The 22120-nt window shown below is 64.8% G+C and carries 18 protein-coding genes and 1 pseudogene; 9 read left to right on the forward strand and 10 right to left on the reverse strand.

All coding sequences use genetic code 11. The features are described from left to right. The first annotated feature begins 91 nt into the window (after positions 1-91). Complete coding sequence (locus FB475_RS10700; RefSeq protein WP_141854898.1) at positions 92-970, forward strand: SMP-30/gluconolactonase/LRE family protein; 879 nt, start codon at positions 92-94, stop codon at positions 968-970. On the opposite strand, the gene FB475_RS10705 is transcribed toward FB475_RS10700, so the two are convergent. The 4 genes from FB475_RS10705 to FB475_RS10720 form a co-directional block, all read right to left on the reverse strand. Further along, positions 964-1845, reverse strand: a complete 882-nt coding sequence (locus FB475_RS10705; protein ID WP_141854900.1) for an SDR family NAD(P)-dependent oxidoreductase — start codon at positions 1843-1845, stop codon at positions 964-966. The genes FB475_RS10700 and FB475_RS10705 overlap by 7 nt on opposite strands. Continuing rightward, positions 1787-2881, reverse strand: coding sequence for a pyridoxal-phosphate dependent enzyme (locus tag FB475_RS10710; RefSeq protein WP_141854902.1), 1095 nt, complete (start codon positions 2879-2881; stop codon positions 1787-1789). Before FB475_RS10710 ends, FB475_RS10705 begins: the two co-directional genes overlap by 59 nt. Beyond that, complete coding sequence (locus FB475_RS10715; protein ID WP_238332271.1) at positions 2878-3789, reverse strand: succinylglutamate desuccinylase/aspartoacylase family protein; 912 nt, start codon at positions 3787-3789, stop codon at positions 2878-2880. Before FB475_RS10715 ends, FB475_RS10710 begins: the two co-directional genes overlap by 4 nt. Positions 3790-3926: 137 nt before the next feature. After that, a complete protein-coding gene (locus FB475_RS10720) occupies positions 3927-4973 on the reverse strand; it encodes a nucleotidyltransferase family protein (RefSeq protein WP_141854905.1) in 1047 nt (348 codons plus the stop codon). A gap of 157 nt (positions 4974-5130) precedes the next feature. Between FB475_RS10720 and FB475_RS10725 the strand changes: the two genes are divergently transcribed. The 4 genes from FB475_RS10725 to FB475_RS10740 all read left to right on the forward strand — a co-directional run bounded on the left by FB475_RS10725 (position 5131) and on the right by FB475_RS10740 (position 9511). Continuing rightward, the gene (locus FB475_RS10725; protein WP_141854907.1) at positions 5131-5769 is read left to right on the forward strand and encodes a NeuD/PglB/VioB family sugar acetyltransferase; all 639 of its coding nucleotides are present in this window, start codon (positions 5131-5133) and stop codon (positions 5767-5769) included. Between the two features lie 531 nt (positions 5770-6300). Beyond that, positions 6301-7641: an ABC transporter substrate-binding protein gene (locus FB475_RS10730; RefSeq protein ID WP_141854908.1), complete on the forward strand. Its 1341-nt coding sequence runs from the start codon at positions 6301-6303 to the stop codon at positions 7639-7641. A 110-nt stretch (positions 7642-7751) separates the two neighbouring features. Beyond that, on the forward strand, positions 7752-8639 hold the full coding sequence (locus tag FB475_RS10735; protein WP_202878303.1) for a carbohydrate ABC transporter permease: 888 nt from the start codon (positions 7752-7754) through the stop codon (positions 8637-8639). Between the two features lie 56 nt (positions 8640-8695). Continuing rightward, on the forward strand, positions 8696-9511 hold the full coding sequence (locus tag FB475_RS10740) for a carbohydrate ABC transporter permease (protein WP_238332076.1): 816 nt from the start codon (positions 8696-8698) through the stop codon (positions 9509-9511). A gap of 11 nt (positions 9512-9522) precedes the next feature. Here the strand turns inward: FB475_RS10740 and FB475_RS10745 are convergent, their stop codons facing one another. After that, entirely contained in the window at positions 9523-10305 is a 783-nt protein-coding gene (locus FB475_RS10745) for a polysaccharide pyruvyl transferase family protein (protein WP_185759187.1), read from the reverse strand. Between the two features lie 43 nt (positions 10306-10348). Further along, positions 10349-12202, reverse strand: coding sequence for an asparagine synthase (glutamine-hydrolyzing) (gene asnB, locus FB475_RS10750; RefSeq protein ID WP_141854916.1), 1854 nt, complete (start codon positions 12200-12202; stop codon positions 10349-10351). 158 nt (positions 12203-12360) lie between these two features. On the opposite strand from asnB, the gene FB475_RS10755 reads away from it, so the two are divergent. Beyond that, entirely contained in the window at positions 12361-13776 is a 1416-nt protein-coding gene (locus tag FB475_RS10755) for an FAD-dependent oxidoreductase (protein ID WP_141854918.1), read from the forward strand. 88 nt (positions 13777-13864) lie between these two features. Beyond that, a complete protein-coding gene (locus tag FB475_RS10760) occupies positions 13865-15385 on the forward strand; it encodes an amidase family protein (RefSeq protein WP_141854920.1) in 1521 nt (506 codons plus the stop codon). Here FB475_RS10760 and FB475_RS10765 read toward each other — a convergent pair. Then, complete coding sequence (locus FB475_RS10765) at positions 15306-16658, reverse strand: glycosyltransferase (protein WP_141854922.1); 1353 nt, start codon at positions 16656-16658, stop codon at positions 15306-15308. The two genes, FB475_RS10760 and FB475_RS10765, sit on opposite strands and share 80 nt — an antisense overlap. A 174-nt stretch (positions 16659-16832) precedes the next feature. Here FB475_RS10765 and FB475_RS10770 point away from each other — a divergent pair, with 174 nt between their 5' ends. Further along, positions 16833-17951: a DegT/DnrJ/EryC1/StrS family aminotransferase gene (locus FB475_RS10770; protein WP_141854924.1), complete on the forward strand. Its 1119-nt coding sequence runs from the start codon at positions 16833-16835 to the stop codon at positions 17949-17951. Further along, the gene (gene neuC / locus FB475_RS10775) at positions 17951-19174 is read left to right on the forward strand and encodes a UDP-N-acetylglucosamine 2-epimerase (RefSeq protein ID WP_141854926.1); all 1224 of its coding nucleotides are present in this window, start codon (positions 17951-17953) and stop codon (positions 19172-19174) included. The genes FB475_RS10770 and neuC overlap by 1 nt, the downstream gene beginning before the upstream one ends. Here neuC and FB475_RS10780 read toward each other — a convergent pair. The 3 genes and pseudogenes from FB475_RS10780 to FB475_RS38375 form a co-directional block, all read right to left on the reverse strand. After that, a complete protein-coding gene (locus FB475_RS10780) occupies positions 19083-20546 on the reverse strand; it encodes an MFS transporter (RefSeq protein WP_141854928.1) in 1464 nt (487 codons plus the stop codon). The two genes, neuC and FB475_RS10780, sit on opposite strands and share 92 nt — an antisense overlap. A 144-nt stretch (positions 20547-20690) precedes the next feature. Beyond that, positions 20691-21737 (reverse strand): hypothetical protein, encoded by a 1047-nt coding sequence (locus tag FB475_RS10785; protein WP_238332077.1) that lies wholly within the window; start codon positions 21735-21737, stop codon positions 20691-20693. Positions 21738-21914: 177 nt separating this feature from the next. Continuing rightward, positions 21915-22079: pseudogene (locus FB475_RS38375) on the reverse strand (helix-turn-helix domain-containing protein); the annotation flags it as partial. Positions 22080-22120 lie beyond the last annotated feature (41 nt).

Genomic DNA, 22120 nt, shown 5'->3' on the forward strand with positions numbered 1-22120 from the left:
ATCGTGCTATTATTCAACGCTACGGTTCTGAAGCGCCGTTGGTCAAGGGAGGCGCGTTACGCCAGGTCGCCGAGGTTCGAGCGAGGTGACGATGCAGTACGAACCGCCGACAGTGCTTGTGCACTGCGGCTGCACGGTCGGCGAAGGCCCGCTGTACGACGAGACCACGCAGACGTTGTACTGGGTGGACATTCCCCGTGGTGTGCTCTGGCGCTACTCGTTCAGATCCGGCAGCGCGGACTTCTGTGAGGTCGGCGAGCCGGCGGGCAGCCTGTGCCCTGCCGGGGACGATGGGTTCGTCATCGCGGCCCGCCGAGGTTTCCTGCACTTGGAACGGTGGGACGCCGAGCCTATTCTCTGGAGGCCGGTCGAGCACGACCTCCCCACTCAGTTCAACGACGGCAAGTGCGACTCGCGGGGACGGTTCCTCGCCGGAACAGCTGCGTTCGAAGGCAAATGCCCGGGCGCGCTGTATTGCCTGGACAGCGACGGGACAGTCACGCGGCTGATCAGCGGTGTGGGTATGTCCAACGGCTTGGACTGGAGTCCGGACGACCGGTTGTTCTACCACGTCGACAGCGAAACCCGGGCTGTCACCCGGTACAGCTGGGACGCCGACGATGGGGTGCCGCACAATCCCGAGGCGCTGATCACGCTGACCGCGGCCGAGGGGCTACCTGACGGACTGAGTGTGGACGCCGATGGATACCTGTGGATCGCGGTGTGGGGTGGTTCGCAGGTACGCCGCTACGATCCGGCCGGGCGCCTGGTCGGCCGGATCCTTCTCCCAACGCCCAACGTGTCCAGCTGTACGTTCGGCGGCCCGGACCTGAGCGATCTCTTCATCACGACAGCCGCCGCCGGCGTCGCTCCGGATAGCCCCGGCTGGGAGTACGCGGGCAGCTTGTTCATGGTTCCCGCCGTTGGCCGAGGACAGGCGCGGAAGGCCTTCAGCGGCCCAATTCAATAGGCCGCCAGGCCGCCGTCGACATAGATCGTGGATCCAGTCACCGCCGCCGCCTCACCGGAGATGACCCACGCCACGGCAGCTGCGACATCGGCCGGCCTAATCGGTCGTGGCCACGGGGTTCGCTTGGCCCAGGACACCGCTCGCTCGGCGGCAAACTCCGCCGCTCGGCTGCTCACGGTCTCCACGTCCCCCGGGGCGATGCAGACCACGCGCACCCTCAACGAGGCGAGGTCGTACGCCAGCGCCCGCGTCAACCCGTCCATTCCCGCTTTGCTCGAGACATAAGCCGCCGCGTTGGTCTGCGCTTGCAGTCCGGCGATCGAGCCAATGTTGACCACGACGCCCTCGTTGCGGGACAGGTACGGGAGGGCTTCGCGGACCAGCCGCAGCGGGGCCTTGAGGTTGACGTCGATCACCTGGTCGATGCGCCGATCACTGAAGTTGCCAAGGGCATCGACGGCGCCCGCGCCGGTGACACCGGCATTGTTGACCAAGATGTCCAGCGCACCGAAGTGGGCGGCACAGGCCTCCACTGCCCGCGCGCACTCTTTCGCATCACTCAGATCATGTGCTCCGAGCCGAACCCGGGCCGAGTGCCGGAAGAAATCCTTGCCCGCGGCTACCTCCGCCTCGGTCCGCTGGGCCACGTAGACGTTCAGCCCATCGGCGAGAAGCCGACAGGTGATCGCAGCGCCGATTCCGGTTGCGCCACCTGTCACAAGAGCTGTGCTATGCGCCACTGAAGTCCTAGTCGAAGCAGCCACGGAGTATGGAACCGTCGTTTCAAACTCAGCTTGGCAGCGACGCAGCGAATCGTCAATCCGAGGTTGTGCGACCCACCCAGTCTTCGACCCGCCGCGACACGGTGTCGACATCGATCATCTGCATCCGTGACGCGTCGTCACTGAACCGGCCAAGATCCTTCCAGCCGCCGCCAGTCAGAATGACCACTGGTCGTGCGTCCGGACCGAGGCGCCCGTGTTCAGCGTCGGCCAGCAACGCCGCAACGGTCGCCGCCGCAGCCGGTTCCACGAACACGCCCTCTGCCGAAGCCAGCCAACGCTGTGCGGCCAGGATCGCTGCGTCGTCGATCGCAGTACCCCATCCGTGCGAGCGCTCGACCGCGCCCGCCGCAAGGTCTCCGTCCGGCGGGCGCGGCAACTGCAAGGCCGAGATAGAGGTGGTACTACGTTCGACCTCAACCGCAGCGACGGCGCCGTCGAGATAGCGCACGACCGGCGCACAGCCCGACGATTGACACGCGATCATCCGCGGCTGCAAACCACGCCGGTCGAGGCCACGAGCGACCGCCACGAGCAATCCCCCGCCGCCGACCGATACATAGACGTGCGTAGCGGCGGGGACCTGTTCCGCGAGCTCGTACGCGATCGTGTCGATACCTCTCATCCCCTCGGCGTTGAATGCGTGCAGCGTGACGCCGAGAAACAACTTGTGTCGTTGCGCCGCGTCCCGAACCTGATCGAACATGTGGCCGTCGACCTCGGGCCGGCCCGCACCCTGGACTCGCACGACAGTCACAGCGCCGGATCCGAAGGCCATCAGCGGCAGCGACTTCTCCGGCGGAACGGACCCGGCCAAACAGATGAACCCCGGCAGGCCCGCACGGGCCCCGTATGCCGCCATCGCCATACCCGCGTTTCCCGACGAGGTAGCGATCCACCCTCGATACCCGCGGCTGCGCGCCAACGACAAGGACATCGCAGCGACGCGGTCCTTGTACGAACCTGTTGGATTACCTGTCTCCACCTTCGCTGAAACCGACCGCACTCCGAGCCGCCGTGCGAGCGCCGGCAACTCGATCACAGGGGTCGCACCTTCGCCCAAACAGACTGTCTCGCTCACAGGCGGGAGATCCGATGCGAACCGATCCAGAACGCAGCAATTTGTCACGGAGCCTCACAAGGGTCTGCCAGCACGAACAACACCTCGCCGCGCATGGTCCGGGCCTGGCGCCGGAGGAACATCAGCACGCCGCACCGCGGGGCACGGACAATTTCCAGAAGTTCTCCTTGATAGCCGAAGAGCCGACCGATCTCGCCGCCATCCGGAATCAGGTCCCCTGCGACGGCCGTGGCCGCGAACAGCCCGGCACGTGATGATGTGGCGCCCGCGTCAAGATCGCCTGAGCCACGGACCCATCGTGGCTCGGCGGACGGTTCGGTTCGTGACCGGTCGGACAACATGCCCAACTCGGCCATCACCGACAGCACGCCGGTGACGTAGGTCCGCAGATCTTCCTGCCTGATCGCGCCGCCTCCACCACACTCGACGTACATGGCCGGTATGCCACGATCTCTGGCAGCAACGAGGCTGCGACCGTGCGGCCAAGAGTCGTGCAGCCAGGTCAAGGGCGCACCGAAGGCCGCAGCAGCCCAGAGGCCCTCGTGGAGCACACCGCAGAACAGCGGCATGCTGTAGCGCAGACCGCCGGAGTGCAGGTCGATCAGTAGGTCCGCCCCGTCGATGACCCTGTTGGTGATGCCATCCGCAATGACCTCGGTCGGTCCTCCGTGGCAGTCACCCGGAAACGACCGGGCCAGGTCTCCGCCATCGTGCGGGGTCCTTCTAGCGCCTGCCGACCACGCAGCCGGATTCGCCGGCGCAACCGCCCTCACGGTGCCGCGAAGAGCTGACCCCTCGAGTTCGTCGAGAATGCGCCACACGGCGAGCACGCCTTCATCCTCGTCACCGTGCACTCCCCCGAGCAGAGCCAGAGTGGGGCCTGACCGGCCACCGTGCACCGTCGTCATCACAGCGCCGCCCGGCAGCACGTCGCGCTCCAGGCGAGCTCCGTGCACTGTTCGCAAGGCGGTCTCCTCTCCAGCGGTGAAAAACGAAACTCGCGTTCCAATGTAATTGACACTCGGGGTGCCAGGGAATCAGACACCGCGGGATGTCCGATGCAAGTCCGGTTCGACGCCGGCGAAGGAAACGGTCAAGCTTGCCCGCGCGCCTGGGCGAGCTCGGCCGGGCGGCCGATGTCCTGCCAGTGTTCGCGGACCTGCCACAGGCCGATCGGCCAGCCGCGCTTGAGACATTGGTCCAGCAACTCGGTGATCAGAAAGAGCCGCCCTTCGGGAATCTCCGAGATGAGCTTGGGCTCGATCACATAGATCCCCGCGTTGACGGGCCACGACGGGACGGGCTTCTCGACGATACGTACCAATCGGCCACTCGTCTGCTCGAGTACGCCGAACGGCACCTGGTGTTCGTAGCGAGTCGTCGCGACCGTGGCGACCACGTCTTCACCGGCGTGGGCCTCGAGGAGACCACCGACGGAGAATGCGGTGACCAGATCGCCGTTCATCACCAGGATCGGCTCGGTGATCTCGCAGTCCTGCTGGGCCAGCAGACGCAACGAGCCTCCGGTGCCCAGCGGAACCGCCTCGTCCTCGCGCAGGTATTCGATCCGGCAACCGAAGGCGCGGCCGTCACCGAAATGTTGCTCGATCACCTCGTTCAGGTAGTTGACCGAGATGAAGATCCGGGTGATTCCTGACCCGACGAGATGCATCACCAACCGTTCGAGGATCGGCCGCCCGGCCACCGGCAACATCGGCTTCGGCACATGATCGGTCAACGGAGCCAGTCTCGACCCCCGCCCGCCGGCCATGATGACTGCCACGTTCCCGCGGTGCGCAGGGCCGGCAACCGCGAGGTCGGAATGTACCTCGACGAGCCGTCCGTCCTGGTCGACGACCGGCAGCTCGCGAAGACCGAGCGTATGCATCAGGTCGATCACTTCTGCCCGTCCGGCACCCGGCTTGGTCGAGACACCGGCATCCTCCATGAACGGGTAAAGCCTGGACTCGAGTCCGATACCGTCGAGCAACGCCTGGCGAATCGCGCTCTCGCTGACCGCGCCCACCAGCCGACCGGCCGAATCGGCAACGAAAGCACGCGACCAACCGGACCGATCGATCGCCAGCAGCGCCGCTCGTATCGAATCCCCTTGGCCGACAAGGACCTCACCAATACGCATGCTTGCCTCACATCCCTACTGGGCCGTCCACGTGTGCAAGCGTTCCAGATGCACCCACGACCGAACCAGGAGATGAATTCAGCCTGACCAGGCCGGCACGGGCGGAGGCGAAAGGAGGCCGCTGGCACCCAACCGGCGTCGTCGGCACGATGACACCATGGCTGAGCGGCAGATTCCGGTCCGTGAACTCATCGTTGTCGGAGCCGGTGCTCTGGGCCGGCAGGTCGGGTCGCTGGTGGCCGAGCTCGCCGGTGCCCCCTTCCGGATCACCGGGTACCTCGACCGCTCCGACCCCGCGCCGCGATGCACTCCTCTGCTCGGCGGAGACGAAGAGTTGACCAGCGCGGATGCCGCGTACGTGATTGCCATCGGCGATCCCACGGTCCGGCGACGGGTCGACATTTTCGCCACCAGGTGGAATCGGCATCCTGCGACCCTGGTGCATCCCGCTTGCACGTTGGACGACGGAGTCGCTCTCGGGGCGGGGACCATCACGTTCCCAGGAGCACGAATCCAGGTCCAGGCGACCCTGGGTCGGCACGTCCTCGTCAACGCCAACGCAGTAGTCGGACATGACTGTCTGGTCGGCGACCATGTCGTACTGAGCCCTCTTGCCATGCTGTGCGGTGGGGTCGAGGTCGGAGACGCGGCCTTCATCGGCGCGAGTGCCGTTGTGCTGCCCGGTCGGGTGATCGGTCCCGGCGCGACCGTCGGTGCGGGTGCCGTCGTCACCTCGGATGTGCCACCCCTGGCCCGCGTCGCCGGCGTGCCGGCCAGGAATTTACCTCGGGGCTGAGCTGCCCGGCTGGCCGGAACGGCATGCCCGTGCGTGCCCTGCGTGCTCACCTTGACAGTTCACCAAGCGCTTCGTTTACTGGAATGAAACACGGGGTTCAATTCTTGGGCCTCAGGCTTCGTCACCTGTTTCCAGTGCCGGGGACAGGATCCGATCGGAGCCTCCGGCCCCGTGCCGCTCCGTGCCAACTCCAGCCCTGAGGAGGTCGGTCGATGATGGACCACAACCATGTGCGGTGCGGCGAGCACATAACGGGCATTCCGACACCGTCCACGCGTTGACCGACTGCCGCGTCCGTACCTGCGAAACGCGACGAACCCGATCGGTCACGTCTTTCGACTCCGCGCCTTCCAAGACCGTCTCTTGACTCGCCTGAGAGTCCAGTCCCGGTAGGCCAACCGTATTCGCTCAGCATCGGGCTGAGTGCGGAACATTCATCCTCAGCGCCTCACGGGTCGGCGGATCAGCCGAACATGCCCAGTCGAAGCTGCTGAGTCGGCTATGGCCAGGCACTAGTTAAGGAGCCTCGACATGAACCGTCGTCTGTCACTCATCACATCTGTCACCAGTGTGCTCGCACTGGCCGCTTCGCTTGCCGCGTGCGGCAGTAAGGACGCAAGCCCAGCTGCCGGATCGTCTGCGGGCAGCTGCGCGCGAGCGCAGGGCAAGGTCGAACTCACCTATTGGGGTTTCGGGTTGCCGGCACCGAAGATCGTGCAGGAATTCAATAGAACCCATCCCAATATTCACGTCACCATGAAGGACGTCTCGACAAACTCGGTCCAGCAGATGACGAATGCCCTCAAAGCCGGAACCGCTCCCGACGTCGGCATGGTGCAGTACTCCGACCTCCCGAGCTTCCGGCTGCTCAACGGGCTCCGAGACATCTCGGCTTGTCCTGGCGTCGCAGACACGCGCGGGCAGGTTATTCCATGGACCTGGGCACAGGTCACATTCGGTGGCGGCGGAGTTTATGGAATGCCGCAGGACACAGGTCCCTTGGCGCTCTATTACCGCAAGGACATTTTGGCCAAGTACGGACTCGCCGTTCCCAAGACGTGGGCCGATTACGAAGCGATCGGCAAGCGCCTCAAAGCAGCGGACCCGTCGGCCCACCTAGCCCACTTCGCCTCCGGCGACGCGTACCGGTTGCTCAGCCTGATGTGGCAGAACGGCGCAAGGCCCTTCCAGTACGCCGACAACCATCTCACCGTCGACCTGACCGGCGGCAAGGCACGCCAAGTGGTCGAGTACTGGCAGCGGCTGATCGATGAGCACCTGGTGGCAACCACCGTGCAGGAGCTCACCCCGGCAGAGTTCAAAGCGATGGACAACGGCACTCTAGTCACGATGCTCGGCGCGAGCTGGCTGAGTGGCGTGATGCAGGCCAACGCGCCGGGCGCTTCCGGCAAGTGGGCAGTAGCGCCGCTTCCACAGTGGGACACCTCGAAGCCCGCGGGCGCCAACTACGGAGGCTCGGCGAATACTGTCTTCGCCAGCAGTAAACACCCGGCTGAGGCCGCTGAGTTCGCTTCCTGGGTCGCCACCAACTCGTACGCGCAGAAGCAGTTGATCGCCGTCGGCAGCGTACCCCCGTCGGTAGCGGCGCTGGGTCTGCCCGAGATGGATGTGAAGCCTGCGTACTTCGGCGCGGAGCCGATCTGGCATGTGTTCAGCGATTCCTCGAAGACGGTCGACACAAGCTTCCAGTGGCCCCCGAACATGACCACGGTGACGAACAGCATGAGCGACGCCATCACCAGCACGCTGAAGGGGTCGACCACCCTGAGCGCCGAACTCGAGCGCGCGCAGCAGAAGATCGTCACCGACTTGAAGTCCCGCGGCGTCGATGCCCGGGCCGGCGGTCAGTGATGGTGAGGGTTGGGTCGTCGGCCGAAGCCGAACACCAACTGAAGGGCCCCGGACGCACGCGGGAGAGGGCAAGCGTGAGCCGGCCGTCCCTGAATCGAGGTAGTCCGCTGGTGGCGGAGCGTTCGTTCCGCCGGCAGCGTGGCCGCTTGGTCGGTCTCGGTTTTCTGAGCCCGTTCTTCGTGCCCTTCGTGCTGTTCTACATAGGACCCGTCGTCTACGCGGCGGTCCAGAGCACCGAAGTCACCCAGCGAGTCGGCGGAATCTTCGGAACGGAGGTGACAAGATTCGGCGGCGTAACGCAGTACGCCGCTGTCCTGACCAGCGGCGACTTCTGGTCCAGCTTGAGCCGGGTCGTGCTGCTGGCAGCGGTTCAGGTACCGGTGATGGGCGCAGTCGCCCTACTCCTCGCGCTTCTGCTGGATTCACCCCGAGTCAAACTCGGCCGATTCTTCCGGCTCGCCTATTTCCTGCCGTTCGCGGTTCCAGGGGTTGTCGCAGCCATCATGTGGGGAACCCTCCTGGATCCCAATACTTCGCCGATCTATCAAGCCGGCCTGCATGTCGACTTCCTCGGAGGGAGTCTGGTGCTGCCGAGCATCGGCAATGTGGCCTCCTGGACCTTTGCGGGATCCAACGCGATCATCTTCTTGGCAGCGCTCAAAGCCGTACCGCCGCAGCTGTTCGAGGCTGCCCGGATCGACGGCGCAGGCGATCTCCGGATCGCCTGGTCGATCAAGATCCCGCTGGTGCGGCCGACGATCATCTTCACCGGCATTCTCAACATGATCGGTGTACTGCAGCTGATCACCGAACCGATGATCTTCCGCACGATCACCTCTGAGGTCACCTCGGGATACACACCGAACATGCTGGCCTACAACGCCGCCTCGACGAATCAGTACCAGTACGCGGCAGCCGTCTCGGTGACGCTCGCGGTCATCACGTTCGCGGCATCGTTCGGCTTTCTGCGCCTGCTCCAGCGGAGGTCCGAAGGATGAGCCGGATCGCAGTAGCAGCACCTGACCTCAAACGAGCCAACGGCAGAATGTCCGTGATGATCGTCTGTGTGATCCTCGCGGTCTTCGCCGGGTACTTCCTCCTACCGCTGTGGTGGCTCGGCGTCACGGCAACGAAGCGGCAAGGCGACTTTGCGACGACGAACGGATTCTGGTTCAGCGGCTTCCATCTGGTGGAGAACCTGCGCGCCTTGTTCGGCTACGGCGACGGAATCTTCGCGAGGTGGCTGCTGAACAGCGCCATCTACGCGGGCGTCGGTGCACTGGCTGCCACTGTCCTCTCGTCCATGACCGGCTACTACCTCGCGAAGTTCTCGTTCCGGGGACGGAGCTTCCTGTTCTCGATCGTCCTCGGTAGCGTCATGGTGCCGTCGACCGTCCTTGCACTACCGCTGTTCCTCGTCTTCTCGAAGGCACATCTTGTCGACACGTACTGGGCGGTCCTCCTGCCCAGCATCGTGAGTCCCTTCGGGGTCTACCTGTCGCGGATCTTCGCCGACTCGTCCGTACCCACGGAGATCATCGAGGCGGCCCGGGTGGACGGTGCCGGTGAGTTCCGGATCTTCACAACGATCGCCCAGCGACTGATGCTGCCAGGTTTGGCGACCGTGTACCTGTTCGGATTCGTGGCCATCTGGAACAGCTTCTTCCTCCCGCTGTTGATGCTGCAGAGCCAGGATCTCTATCCCGCGACCTTCGGTCTGTACGCCTGGAAGGGCCAGGCTCAAATGGATCCTCATGTTCAACTGCTCGTCGTCATCGGGTCGTTCGTCGCCACAGCACCGCTGATGGCGGCCTTCCTGGCGCTACAACGCTATTGGCGGGCAGGGCTGACGCTCGGAGCACTGGATTAGGGGCGGGCCGGCTAGCCCGGGAAGGCTTTGACGAGCCGATCCGCAATAGCTTTCAGATCGGCCGGAACGCGATACCGCCGTTCTATCTCCGAGGTGATGGACGCGGTATCTCGCGACATCACCTCGCTCAGCGGCAGGATGACCTGTCGCGCGGGATCGGTGAACACCGAGTAGTAGTCGAGGAACTTCTTCGACCCGCCGATCCGAGGGTCATTGCTGAGTGGAACGTAGGCGTTGGGCGTTCCGATGCTGTCCGCGACCACGAGCCCGTGCAGGCTCGACGACAGGACGTAGTGGCATCGAGCGATGTCGCGGACGACTTCGGGCGCCGGCTTTGTCACGTCGACGATCGTCACCCCAGGCCGGCCCCGCAACTGCGCAACGAGTGGCAGTTCGGCATCAAGGAAGTGTGGGACGATGCCGAGCTCGTGCTGCTTGCGGGGCAGAGGCTCGACGAGGACGTACGCAAGCAGTCCCGGATCGCCGAGCGCGACGTCAGAGTCCAGGTCCGCGATGCGCTCTCTCGTCAGCCGGCCGCGGAGTGCCGCGATCTGGAACTCACCAGCAGAAATCGTGTCGGTTGCCGTCAAGAACAGACCGCTACCCCACAAGGCCGGCCGGTTCTCGCCTTTGCTGGACAACATCATTTCGATGACTGTTCCTACGGTTGCGATCTCACAGGCGTCCGGCTCCGCCCATTCGACCCGGAGACCGAACAGTGCACCCACCAGGTACGGTCCGAGTTCGTCGCCGAAGTTGCCGCGGTAGGGCGGATCCGGTCGCCACCAGTACATCCTCAGAGGTGCTCGGAGAGGTCGTGGGTGCTGTGTCATCAGCTCAATCCAGCGCCAGCGTCGGCCGGTAAAGCTCGAACAAGTCGTGCAGATCGAGAACCCAGTTGATCTCCTCGGACAGCATGGCCGGCGCGTCGCTCGGATCGCAGCGAGACGCTTCCTCCATCCAGCTGCGGTCCACAACGGCGAACACGGCGTCGTCCTCGCCTGCGAGCACTTCCTTCGCACGCTGCTGAAGCGCGGCGGTATACATCGGATCGTGGCTGGAGGGGTATCCGCTCTTCACCCGACCTACGACGGAAGCCGGAAGCTTGTCCTTCATCGCATGTCGAAGGATGCTCTTCTCCCGTCCGTCGAACGTCTTGAGTGACCACGGAACGTTGTAGACGTACTCGACGAGATGGTTGTCGCAGAACGGCACTCGCACCTCGAGGCCGACGGCCATCGACATCCGGTCCTTGCGGTCGAGCCATTCCCGCACATAACGAGTCATGCACAGATGGGACATCCTTCGCATGCGCCGGTCTTCGGGGCTCTCGTCCTCGAGGTATTCGACTGTTGCCGCGGCCTCCGCATACTGTTCGGCGACGAACGCGGGCAGCTCAGCGCGGCGGAGGTGTTCAGCACGAATGGGCGAGCGGCCCAGTGACCGGTAGCGGCCCAGACTGTGATCCCGCGATGTGACCAACCAGGGAAACCCGTCGAAGGCTCGGGCTGCCTCGTCGTGGAACCAGAAGTAGCCACCGAACAGTTCGTCGGCCGATTCGCCGGACAGGGCTACCGTGGCGCGCTTCCGGATCGATGCGAAAAGCAAATACAGCGATGCATCGAGTTCACCCAGACCCGGCATGTCCCGAGCTGCCACAACAGCCCGGCGGAGGTCGCGATCGTCCATCCGCGCAGGATCAAGGGTGACGATCTGGTGTTCGGACCGCACCAAGGTCGCGACCTCGGCGGCATAGGGCGTATCAAGTCCGCGGACCATGTTGTTCGGTGCGAAGTTCTCGGCCAGATTGGCGAAGTCCACGGAGAACGTACGCACCTGTTCTTCGTGTGCCCGCAGCTGTGAAGCCGCGAGCGCGGCGATCGAACTCGAATCCAGCCCACCCGAAAGCAGCACGCCCAGCGGGACGTCGGAGACCAACTGACGACTGACGCAGTCGGTCAGCAACTCTCTGACCCTCTCAACAGTTGTTTGCCTGTCGTCCTGGTGCGGCCGGGTCGGCAACCTCCAGTATGTCCGCTCGGATATCCCTGATGGCCGTACGGTCAGAACTGTGCCGGGTTCGACCTGCTCGATGCCCTTCCACGGCGAGCCGCCGGTGAGTCCTATCGGAGCGAGCATCCGCCGGAGCCCGGCTGCATCAACGGCCGGCTCGAGCAGACCATGGGCCAGGATCGCTTTCGGTTCGGAGCCGAACAGGACGCCGTCGTTGGTTCGGTGGTAATAGAGGGGTTTGATGCCCATCCGGTCGCGGATCAGAACGAGTTTGTTGTCGCGCTCGTCCCAGATAGCGAGCGCATACATGCCGTTGAGACGCTCAGCGATGTTGTCGCCCCACTCCAGGTAGCCGCGCAGCACGACTTCGGTGTCACTGCTCGTCCGGAACCGGTACCCGCGCGACTGCAGCTCGGCGCGTAACTCCTTGAAGTTGTAGGCCTCACCGCTGTACACCATCGCAACCGCGCCGCCCGCCGTCTCGACGGTCATCGGTTGTGCTCCACCGGCAAGATCTATGACGGCCAACCGGCGATGGCCCAGGGCAACATGCCGCCGTACCCAGGTGCCTGACGCGTCGGGTCCGCGATTGGCCATGGTTGCTGTCATCTCATGGATGACCTCATGCTCGCGGGTGAGGTCGCGGTCATAGGAAACCCATCCGGTGATGCCGCACATCGTTGAACCTTTCGTCGACGTCCTCGCCGCCAATGATGTTCGAGCCACCTCGGCACAAGACAGGCGGCGAATTCAGCCCACTGGCACGCCGTCACTGCTAGAATGAAATGCGAGTTTCAGTACGTGACATGTAGTGGATCGACCTCAGGAGAGTCGCCATGACTGCCACATTCCAACTGCGCCGGGAAATCCCGGTGGAGGACGGTTACGACCTGGTCGTGGCCGGAGGCGGGCCGGCCGGTGCGACGGCCGCAATCTGCGCCGCTCGCCTCGGCGCCAAGGTTCTGTTGATCGAGTCGACCGGCTGCATGGGCGGCATGGGAACGTCGGGGTTGGTGACGGCCTTCGATCCGGTCGGCAACGGCGAGGAGATGCTCGTCGGGGGCCTGATGCGGGAGATCATCTTCAAGCTCGGCGAACGCGGGTCCTTGAAGCCGCGGCTCGAGGTGCAGAGCCATGTCAAGAAGTACCACGCCTGGACGCCGTTCCGCGTGGAGGGCTACAAACTGCTTCTCGACGAACTCACCACACAAGCCGGCGTCGAGGTCCGGTTCTTCTCACGAGTGATCGACGCGCAGGCCGACGTCGGCACCGGTCTGGTCGACGGAGTCGTTGTGGCGAACGCCGAAGGCTACCGGTTCGTCAAGGCGAGGACCTTCATCGATGCAACGGGCGACGCGATCCTGGCCAAGATCGTCGGCGTCGAGGTACGTGAAGCGGGCCGGGATTCGCCGAACATCATGCCGGCCACGCTGCCGTCGCTGTTCACGGGCATCGACTGGGCGCGATCCGAGTTCCGGCCGGGCGCCGGCATGCACCAGCACGACGAGTACCTGTTCCAGGCGATCGCGGACGGCCACTTCAGCCAGCCGGACAAACATTTGCCAGGCATGTCCCAGGTCGGCGATCAGATCGGCTACCTGAACGGCGGCCACCTGTTCAACATGAACGCGCTCAAGGTGAAGGATCTGAGCGACGGAGCAATGCTCGGCAGACGACTCGCGCACGAATACTGGCGGTTCTTCAACAAGTACGTCCCCGGCTACGAGAATGCCGAACTCGTCATCACGGCTTCGCTCATCGGCGTCCGCGAGAGCCGTCGCATCGTCGGCGAGTACGAGCTGAACATCGACGACTACCTGGCCCGCCGCAAGTTCCCCGACCAGATCGCACTGTTCAACAAGTTCATCGACATCCACCCTCACGACACCGGCGACGATGAGTACGAACGCTTCCGGGCCGACGCCGAGACCCAGAAACGACTGGGACCGGGCGAAGCGTTCGGCATCCCGTCCGGCATCCTGGTCCCACGCGGCTGGACGAACCTGTGGGTTGCCGGACGCTGCGCCTCGAGCGATGTGGAGGTCCACGGCTCGATCCGTGTTCAGCCCGCCGCATCGATGATGGGTCAGGCTGCGGGCACGGCCGCCGTGCAGTCGATCCAAACCGGCGAGCCCGCCTGTGACCTCAACACGGCAACTCTCGTAGAAACCCTCCGCTCGCAGGGCGCCCACCTGCCACAGCCGCACCTACGGCCGACCATGACCCGCAACCGCGAAGGATCCGCGCACTAACGGGAGTTGTTCAGATCGATTGCGGCGCTGGTAGAATGGAATGGTCGTTTCAGTCTATGGATAAGCGTTGACCCTCCAGGGGGTAGGGATGATCGAGAACGGGGTCGAGGCAGGCGCGTCGCCGTCGGCGGAGCAGGTCGCGCGTTATCGGGCCCGGCGTGGGTTTCCGGCCAATCCGGCGCGGGACTCCGATGGGCTGCGTGCTGATCTCGTCGAGTTCCTGAGCGTGTTCCGTCGGCTCAACCAGCTCGAGCAACCGCGGCCACAGCTGCGCTACGCAGACCGAGATGCCGGGAGAGCACCCCGCCCCGGTGAGGATCCGTACAACGCCATCATTCGGTGGTGCAACGTTGCCGGTGCCGCACAAGGTCCGCTAGGCGGCCTCAGGGTCGGGGTCAAGGACAACATCGCAGTGGCCGGAGTGCCGATGACCGAGGGCGTCAGGTACCCCACGGAGATCATCCCCAGGGAAGACGCGGTCGTCGTCGAGCGACTGCTTGATGCGGGAGCCGTCATCACCGCGAAGACCTCGGTCAGCTTGGCCGATGCCGATTTCGGCGTGACACGCAATCCGCACGATCCTCGCTTCGCGCCGGGAGCCTCGTCGTCAGGATCGGCCGTTGCCGTCGCGACCGGGCTCGTGGACGCGGCGATCGGATCGGACCAGGGTGGCAGCGTGCGGAACCCCGCGGCCTACTGCGGAATCGTCGGTATGAAGCCGACCCACGGCCTGGTCCCTTCGTACGGTCTGGCGTACTGGGACCACACGCTCGACCATATCGGTCCGATGACGAAAACCGTCGCGACCAACGCGGCCCTGCTCGAGGTGATGGCAGGAGCAGATTGGCGGGATCCGCAGTCCAGATGGGCCCCGCGCGTGACCGGAAAGTATGCGGGTGCCTTGGGTGAAGGAATTGCCGGTCTCCGCATCGGCATCGTGGAGGAATCGCTCGTACCCGCGGGCTGTACCGCAGCGACGCTCGCTGCCTTCGACCGGGCCTCTGAGCGGCTACGTGATCAGGGTGCGAAGGTCGAACCGGTGTCAATTCCACTCTGGGCCGACGCAGCGGCCATCTGGCTCGCGGTCCTGACCTTCGGTCTCGTCGCGATGGCCGACTCGAACGGCCAGGGCTATGGTCACCTCGGCCGGATCGACGTCGACCGGCTTGCAACGGTCGCCGCCCAGTACCGGTCCGGGCAGCGGGACCTTCCGTGGCTGGCCTCGATCCTTCCGCTCGCCTACGAATACCTCCAGGAAACCCGTCTCGGCGTCGATTTCGGCATCGCACAGAACCTCAGACTCGAATTGCGCCGTCAGGTCGGTCGCTGTCTGGACCAGCAGGATCTGCTGATCACACCCACCGCCACGAGCGGCCCACCACGGCTCGATGTGCGCCAGTCCGAAGGGTTCCGCCTGGCCGACTACACCAGAGCGATGGCCAACACCACTCCCGCGAATCTCACCGGCCATCCAGCACTGACCGTGCCTTCAGGGGCCGGCGACAACGGTCTGCCGACCGGCCTGCAGATCATGGGCCGGGAGTTCGACGAGCGCACGGTGTACCGGGCCGGGTTCTCGATGGAGGCCGACGGAGGCTTCGCCGGCTGATCGTCGGCCGAGCCACATCCTCGATGAGCCGCACCGCTCGGTCGATTCCTTCCTCGTCGCGGATCCATTCAGCAAGCCTCTTGGCCGAAATCGAGAACGATTGATCGGTGACTGCCATCTCGATGGCTCGAGCCAGCTCCGTCGCGTTCAGCTGCCGCTGCGGCAAGGGCTCCGGCGCCGCCCCGAGTTCGTGGACCCGACGGGCGAAGAACGGCTGATCCAGGACGAAGGGACACACGACTTGTGGCCGGCCTGCGGCGAGGGCCGCCGCGGTGGTTCCGCTCCCACCGTGATGAACGACCGCGGTCACGTGTTCGAACAGCCAGTCATGTGGGACGTCCCCGACCGGCAAAATGTCCTGATCGTTCTTGCTCGCCTCAATGCCACCCCAGCCGGTGCCCACCACCGCACGAACTCCGGCCGACCGTACGGCTTCGGTGATCATCCTCGCAGTGCGCCCGGGATCCGAACCTGCCATGCTGCCGAATCCGACGTACACGACCGGTGCCCCGCTGTGGAGGAAGTCGTTCAAATCAGTGGACGGCATCCAATCAGGCGGCGCCGGGAGCAGCCACGGCCCGGTCGTCTGCACCCAGGAGGGATAGTCGTCCGGCGGCGGAGCGAGCAGGTGCGCGCTGAAGGCCTGGAGCAAGGGCGTCGAGCCACCGCCCGGCATCCGCAGCACGTCCAGATAGCCACCGCGTCTCGTGAGGCCCAGCTTGTTCCTGCGCCACCTGTTCGTGTGGCCGGCGAGTATCTGGTACCAGATGTTGGTCGTCAGGTACGTGAGCCGGTTCCAGGTCACGGGCAACGGCAAGTCGTGCATCGGGTTGGGAAACGCGCGGGTCGGGACCCAGAACGGTTGCAGACAAGCCCGCACGGTAGGGATGCCGAGCCATTCGCCGAGCTGCCGGCCCGGAAGGACGATGTCATGAACTATGACATCCGCGCCTGCCCGTGCAGCATCGGCCATGTCGTCGAGTACCGCGTCCATCTTGTTGCGGTACATGCGCGCCACAGTCATAGCCAACCGTTTCCCGCGCAATCCTCGATAGTTCGTTTCGAGAACTTCGCGCACGGCCGGGTGACCGTAGAGCTCGTTCGGACCGTCGGCCAAGGGGACAAAAGGAATCCCGTATGGCTTCGCGAGCGCGGCTGAACCCGCCGGAGCTCCCAGCCGGACCGTATGCCCAGCGCTTGTGAGCGCCAAGGCCAACGCAATAAAGGGCTGCACGTCGCCACGCGTTCCGTGGGTCAGGACCAAGACATCCATCGGGTACCAGCCTCGTCTGCCAGCCATCAGGGCTTCAAGTCTTGTCAACCTGCGGACATACCGACAGCAGGGCTTGTTCCACCGGCGCCGGTGTAAGGCGGCCCCTCGTTTCGCAGACTGCCGCGCTGGCAATGTTGTTCCCCGATTCCGCGGCGACATGGAGGAGATGCCCAGGTGATTCCGCTGAGCGAACCGACCTTCGGCGGCAACGAAGCGGTCTATCTGGAGCAATGCCTCGTCGGCGGCTACGTGTCCTCCGTCGGCCCTTTCGTCGACAGCTTCGAGCGCCAGTTCGCGGCATGGGTCGGCTCCCATCACGCAGTGGCCTGCGCCAGCGGCACAGCAGCGCTGCATGTCGCGCTGCAGATCGCCGGAGCCGCACCCGGCCGGCTGGTCGCGGTCTCCGACTTCACCTTCATCGCGTCGGTCAACGCGGTTCACTACACCGGCGCGGATCTGCTGCTGGTCGACAGCGAGCCGCGGACCTGGAACATGAACACCGAACTGCTGCGCGATCGTGTCGTTCGTCGAGCCGCACGCGGTCACCGGCTCCCCGATCTTGTCGAGATCGTCCACGTCCTCGGTCACCCAGCCGATATCGAGCCACTGCTGGAACTGCGCGAGCGGTTCGGCATCCGGATCATCGAGGACGCGGCTGAGTCACTCGGTGCGAGCTGGCACGACGGCCGGTTGGCAGGTACGGTCGGCGACCTGGCCTGCTTTTCCTTCAACGGCAACAAGATCATCACCACCGGGAGCGGGGGGATGATCACGACAAACGACGCGACGTACGCGGCGCGCGCCAAACATCTCACTACCCAAGCCAAGGTGCCGGCCTCGTCGTACTTGCACGACGAGGTCGGGTACAACTATCGGTTGAGCAATCTCTCGGCTGCGCTCGGCATCGCGCAACTCGAGCAACTGGCGGATCGGATCGGGCGTAAACGCCAGATCGCGCTACGGTACGCCGAGCAACTCGAAGGCTTGCCGCTCACCTTGCCACCACACGCCACCTGGGCAAACCCGACGTACTGGCTGTACTCAGTGCTTCTCGACGAGGCCGCGCCTGAGAACGTCGTCGCGAGGCTGTCCTCCGCGAAGGTCGAGGCCCGAAGAGTCTGGCGTCCCGTTCACCTCCAACCGCCGTACGCAACTGCCGAACGGCTGCTCGGGAGCGTCGCAGAGGCTATACATGCTCGCGGCCTTTCGTTGCCCAGTTCATCCCATCTGACCGCGGAGCAGCAACGGAGGGTGTCCGCCGAGCTGGGATCCGCGCTGGCGGTTCAGAACTGATGGCGCGGAGGGTCTGTGTGTTCACCGGCTCTCGGGCCGACTACGGACCGCTCACATCCGTACTGCGTGCCTTGAGCAACGATAGTGACATCGAACTCCGCTTGCTTGTCAGCGGATCCCATCTCGTCGCCCAGCAAGGGATGACGATCGAGGCGATTGCGGCAGACGGCTTTCCGGTGGGGGCCTGCGTGCCGATCGTCGTGGCGGGCGACTCCCCGGCGAGTGCGGCCAAGTCGTTCGGGCTGGGTGCCATCGGTTACGTGGACGCACTCGAGCGCATCGCGCCGGACATCCTCGTAATCCTCGGGGACCGATACGAAGCCCTGGCGGCTGCCGTAGCTGCGACGTTCCTGCGGCTTCCGCTCGCGCATATCTGCGGCGGCGAGGTGACAGCGGGATCGACCGACGAGAGTATGCGGCACGCGATCACGAAGCTGTCGCACCTCCATTTCACGGCGACCTCGGAGTTCAGTCGTCGGGTCGTTCAACTCGGCGAGGATCCGCAACGGGTCCATACCGTTGGTTCACCCGGCCTCGATTCGGTGCGGACGACGACGTTGCTGGACCGCGACGCACTGGCGGTTGCATTGGGTTTCGGGCTCCGTACACCGACGATCGCTGTGACCTATCACCCCGCCACCGCCGATCCGGCCGGTAGCCGAGCAGGCATCAAAGGTCTGCTCACCGCACTCGACCGCGTCGAGAACGGCCTTTTCGTCTTCACCGGATCCAATGTCGACCTAGGTGAGACATTCATCGAGACAGAAATTCAGGAGTTCAACGGACGCCATCGCGGCCGGTCGGTCAGTTTCGCGTCGCTTGGCCGGATCCCGTACCTCAGCCTGGTCAAGCACGCGGACGTCGTCGTCGGGAATTCGTCCAGCGCGCTGATCGAAGCACCGGCGCTGGGAACGCCGAGCGTCAACGTCGGAAGCCGGCAGGAGGGTAGGCCGACATCCAGCTCGACCATCAGTTGCGGCGAGGCTGCCGAGGACATCCTCGCCGCCATTCTGCAGGCGCGTTCCCCCGAGCACAGACAGCTCGCGAGCATCGCTGAATCCCCGTACGGCGACGGCTTCGCCGCAGACCGGATCGTCCGCATCCTCAAGGACACACCACTCGACGGAGTGCTCAAGAAGCACTTCGTCGATCTCGACGACGCACGTCATCGGAACCATGCATCCCTAACGCGGGCAAGCGACGCAAGGCAAACACCAGCATGATGCCCACGATTGTCAAGACGACCGCCGACATTCCGGCGATCAGATGTAATCCGGTTGTGAACGCATCACGGGCCCGTGCGAGGACGACCTCTGGTTCGGCGTCGGCGATGGCCTCGGCCAGCGACGTGCCCGCTGTTCGGCCGCTGATACTGCGATAGGACACAGTCATGACACTGCCGAGGATCGCGACGCCCAACGCCAATCCGATCCCCAAGCTCGTTTGCGCGACAGCAGCAGCGGTCCCTGCCTTCTGTGGTGGCACCGAGCCGATGACCAAATTCGTGCCCAGCATCTGCACGGGCGCCGACCCGACGCATCCCACCGCGAACGCGAACATGAGAACCGTGGTTGACGTCGCCTGAGTCATCACAACCATTCCGGCGGTCGTGCATGCGATGCCACCCGGAATCAGAACCCCTGGCCGGATCCGTCGAGCCGCGATCGGCGCCAACTGGAAAGCCACGACCGAAGTGAGTACGCCCGGAACCACAGCGAGACCCGCCGCCAGCGGCGTCATGCCTTGCACCAACTGGAAGTACTGAACCACGAACACCGTCACGCCGCCGGACAGCACCGAGAAGACCAACATGCCGGCCAGCATCGCGCCGGACGTCGATCGGCTGAACAACCGTACGTCGACCAATGGCTCGGACAGGCGGCGCTGCCTCCGCACAAATGTCCATCCGATCACCAGCCCGGTCACGAGTCCCACCACCGACATCACGTGAACTCCTTGCGCGGCGAAGTGCTTCAGACCGTAGACCGCCGGAAGAATCGCCGCCGGGAGGAGCAGCGCGCTCAGTACGTCGACCTGCCCGGCCCGCTCAGTGCGATGTTCGGGCAACAGGAGCGGTCCGAGAACCAGGAGCGCCACCATCGCCGGCACGCCGATCAGCAATGCCGAGCCCCACCAGAACTCGGCGAGCAGCAACCCGCCGACGATTGGACCGGCGACGGCACCGAGTGCGAAACACCCGGCCCACAGGCCCAACGCGGTGACGCGGCGCCGTTCGTCCGGAAACAGCATCGAGATCAACGACAACGTGCAGGGCGCGATGGACGCCCCCGCGATGCCGACGACGGCGCGAGCCCCGATCAGCATCCCGGCGTTGACCGAGTACGCCGCAACGACCGAAGCGACAGCGAAAACCGCTGCGGCGATGAGGAGCAGCCGACGCCGCCCGACCCGGTCGGCGAAATGCCCCATGGCAATCATCAGGCCGGCGACCATGAACCCGTACACGTCCAGAATCCACAACTGCTGTGTGCTCGAGGCGCCCAAGGCCGCGGTCAGCGCCGGCATCGCCAACAGCAGCACGAACTCGAGCATCGAAACCAACATCGCCGCGAGGCAGAGGACGGCCAGTGCCATCCACGCACGCCAATCCGTGCGTTGATCTTCGCTCGAAGGCAGCGGTGGGTTCTCCGTGCGGGATTTCGGCACTGCTGACCTCCGGGCTCAGAAGCGTTCCCTGTTGACTGTCGCGGTGAGCGACACAGCAGTCCAGGTGGCGAGTTACGCCGTCGAATCAGACTTCGCGTCGAAGAGTGGCAATCTGCTTGACCTGGATCGAGCTTCGACGAGCAGTGCACGAACAGTTCCTGTGCTGATCCGAGCCTCATCGGCGCTCAACCGGTTGGCCGGCACGTGCAAGGCGGTGGAGCGCTCGCGCAACTGGACCACGTGCGAGTACTGATGGCCGAATTGGGCGGTTACTGCGTTGCCGGCTGTGTTGGGGTGGGCTGTGGGGTCGACGCGGAGGCCTTGTTGGGCGAGTAGGCCGGTCGCTATGAGTTCGCCTGCTTCGGCCAGTAGCAGGTGGGCCGACTGTGGTGCGTCGGTCGCGATCTGTTCGGCGGCGATGACGTGCTGCTCAGCCAGCTCCAGGGCAGGTTCCGAACGGGCATCAGGACCGTTCGTCAAGGTGAGCTGCCCCGACTCGAGCAGCTGCAGGATGGCTGCTCGGCCCGCCGCGAAGTCTTCGCGGCCGCGGACTGTTCCAACTGGTCCGACCATCCGGACTTCTACGATCGGTTCGCCGTCCCAGTGGGCAGGCATGGTGAGGGTTCTGTCGGTCTCGATCCCGCTCAGGTGCCATCGGACCGGCCGTTTGAGCCGTAGCTCAGCACGGCCCGCGGCAAGGTTCAGTTCATCCTGATCTGCGGGGCGGCCAAGCTCGGTCACCACAACCAGGTCGATGCTGTCCGGAGCCGGTCCTGGGACGCCGGCGAAGCGCTGCGCCCACGCTCCCCCGACGATGAGGCGGCAAGCGCCGCGCACGCTGCCGAACTCTTCGCCGATCACTTGTGGTACTCCGTAACTCAAGCGCAGCAGCTGGACCAGCGGCGCGAGCCCGGGACCGAGGTGGGAGGCGTGGTAGAGGCGCATCGTTCCTTCGGTACGGCCGCTGACGATGCCGGCGGTCTCCAGTAGCTGGACCTCTTTGTCGACAGACGCGAGCGCGGCGCCGGCCGTCTCGCCCAGTTCGCTGAGCGAGAACCAGCGGTCGGGATTGAGGAGTACGGCGGCGAGGACGCCGGCCTGGACCCGCGACCGCAGCACGGGTAGCAGCTCGGGCGTTCCCTGTGCCCGGCGTACCGCCCCTGGCTTCGTAGGCGCGTTGTGCGCCACCACGGCGTTTCCGGTTTTCATGCGGCGTCTCGAGAGGGCGGCTGCTTCCTCGAAGCGTTCTCGAGGGAGGTCGAAGAAGACTGACAGCCATTGTCTCGTCTCTGCTCTCGGGACCTGGGCTCCGCGTTCCCAGTGTGAGATCAGATCTCGGTTGATCGTGTGCCGACCGGACATCGTCGCGAGCTCCTTCGCGAGGCGCGTCTGGCTCAGCCCCCGTGCCTCCCGCGCCTTCCTGATCAGTTCCGCGATCGTGACCGGACCGTTCGACTCCATTGACGTCTCCCCTCCACGAAGGAAAGTAGGGATACGCCGCA

Origin of the sequence: Kribbella jejuensis, from assembly GCF_006715085.1 — a bacterium.
GTDB lineage: Bacteria > Actinomycetota > Actinomycetes > Propionibacteriales > Kribbellaceae > Kribbella > Kribbella jejuensis.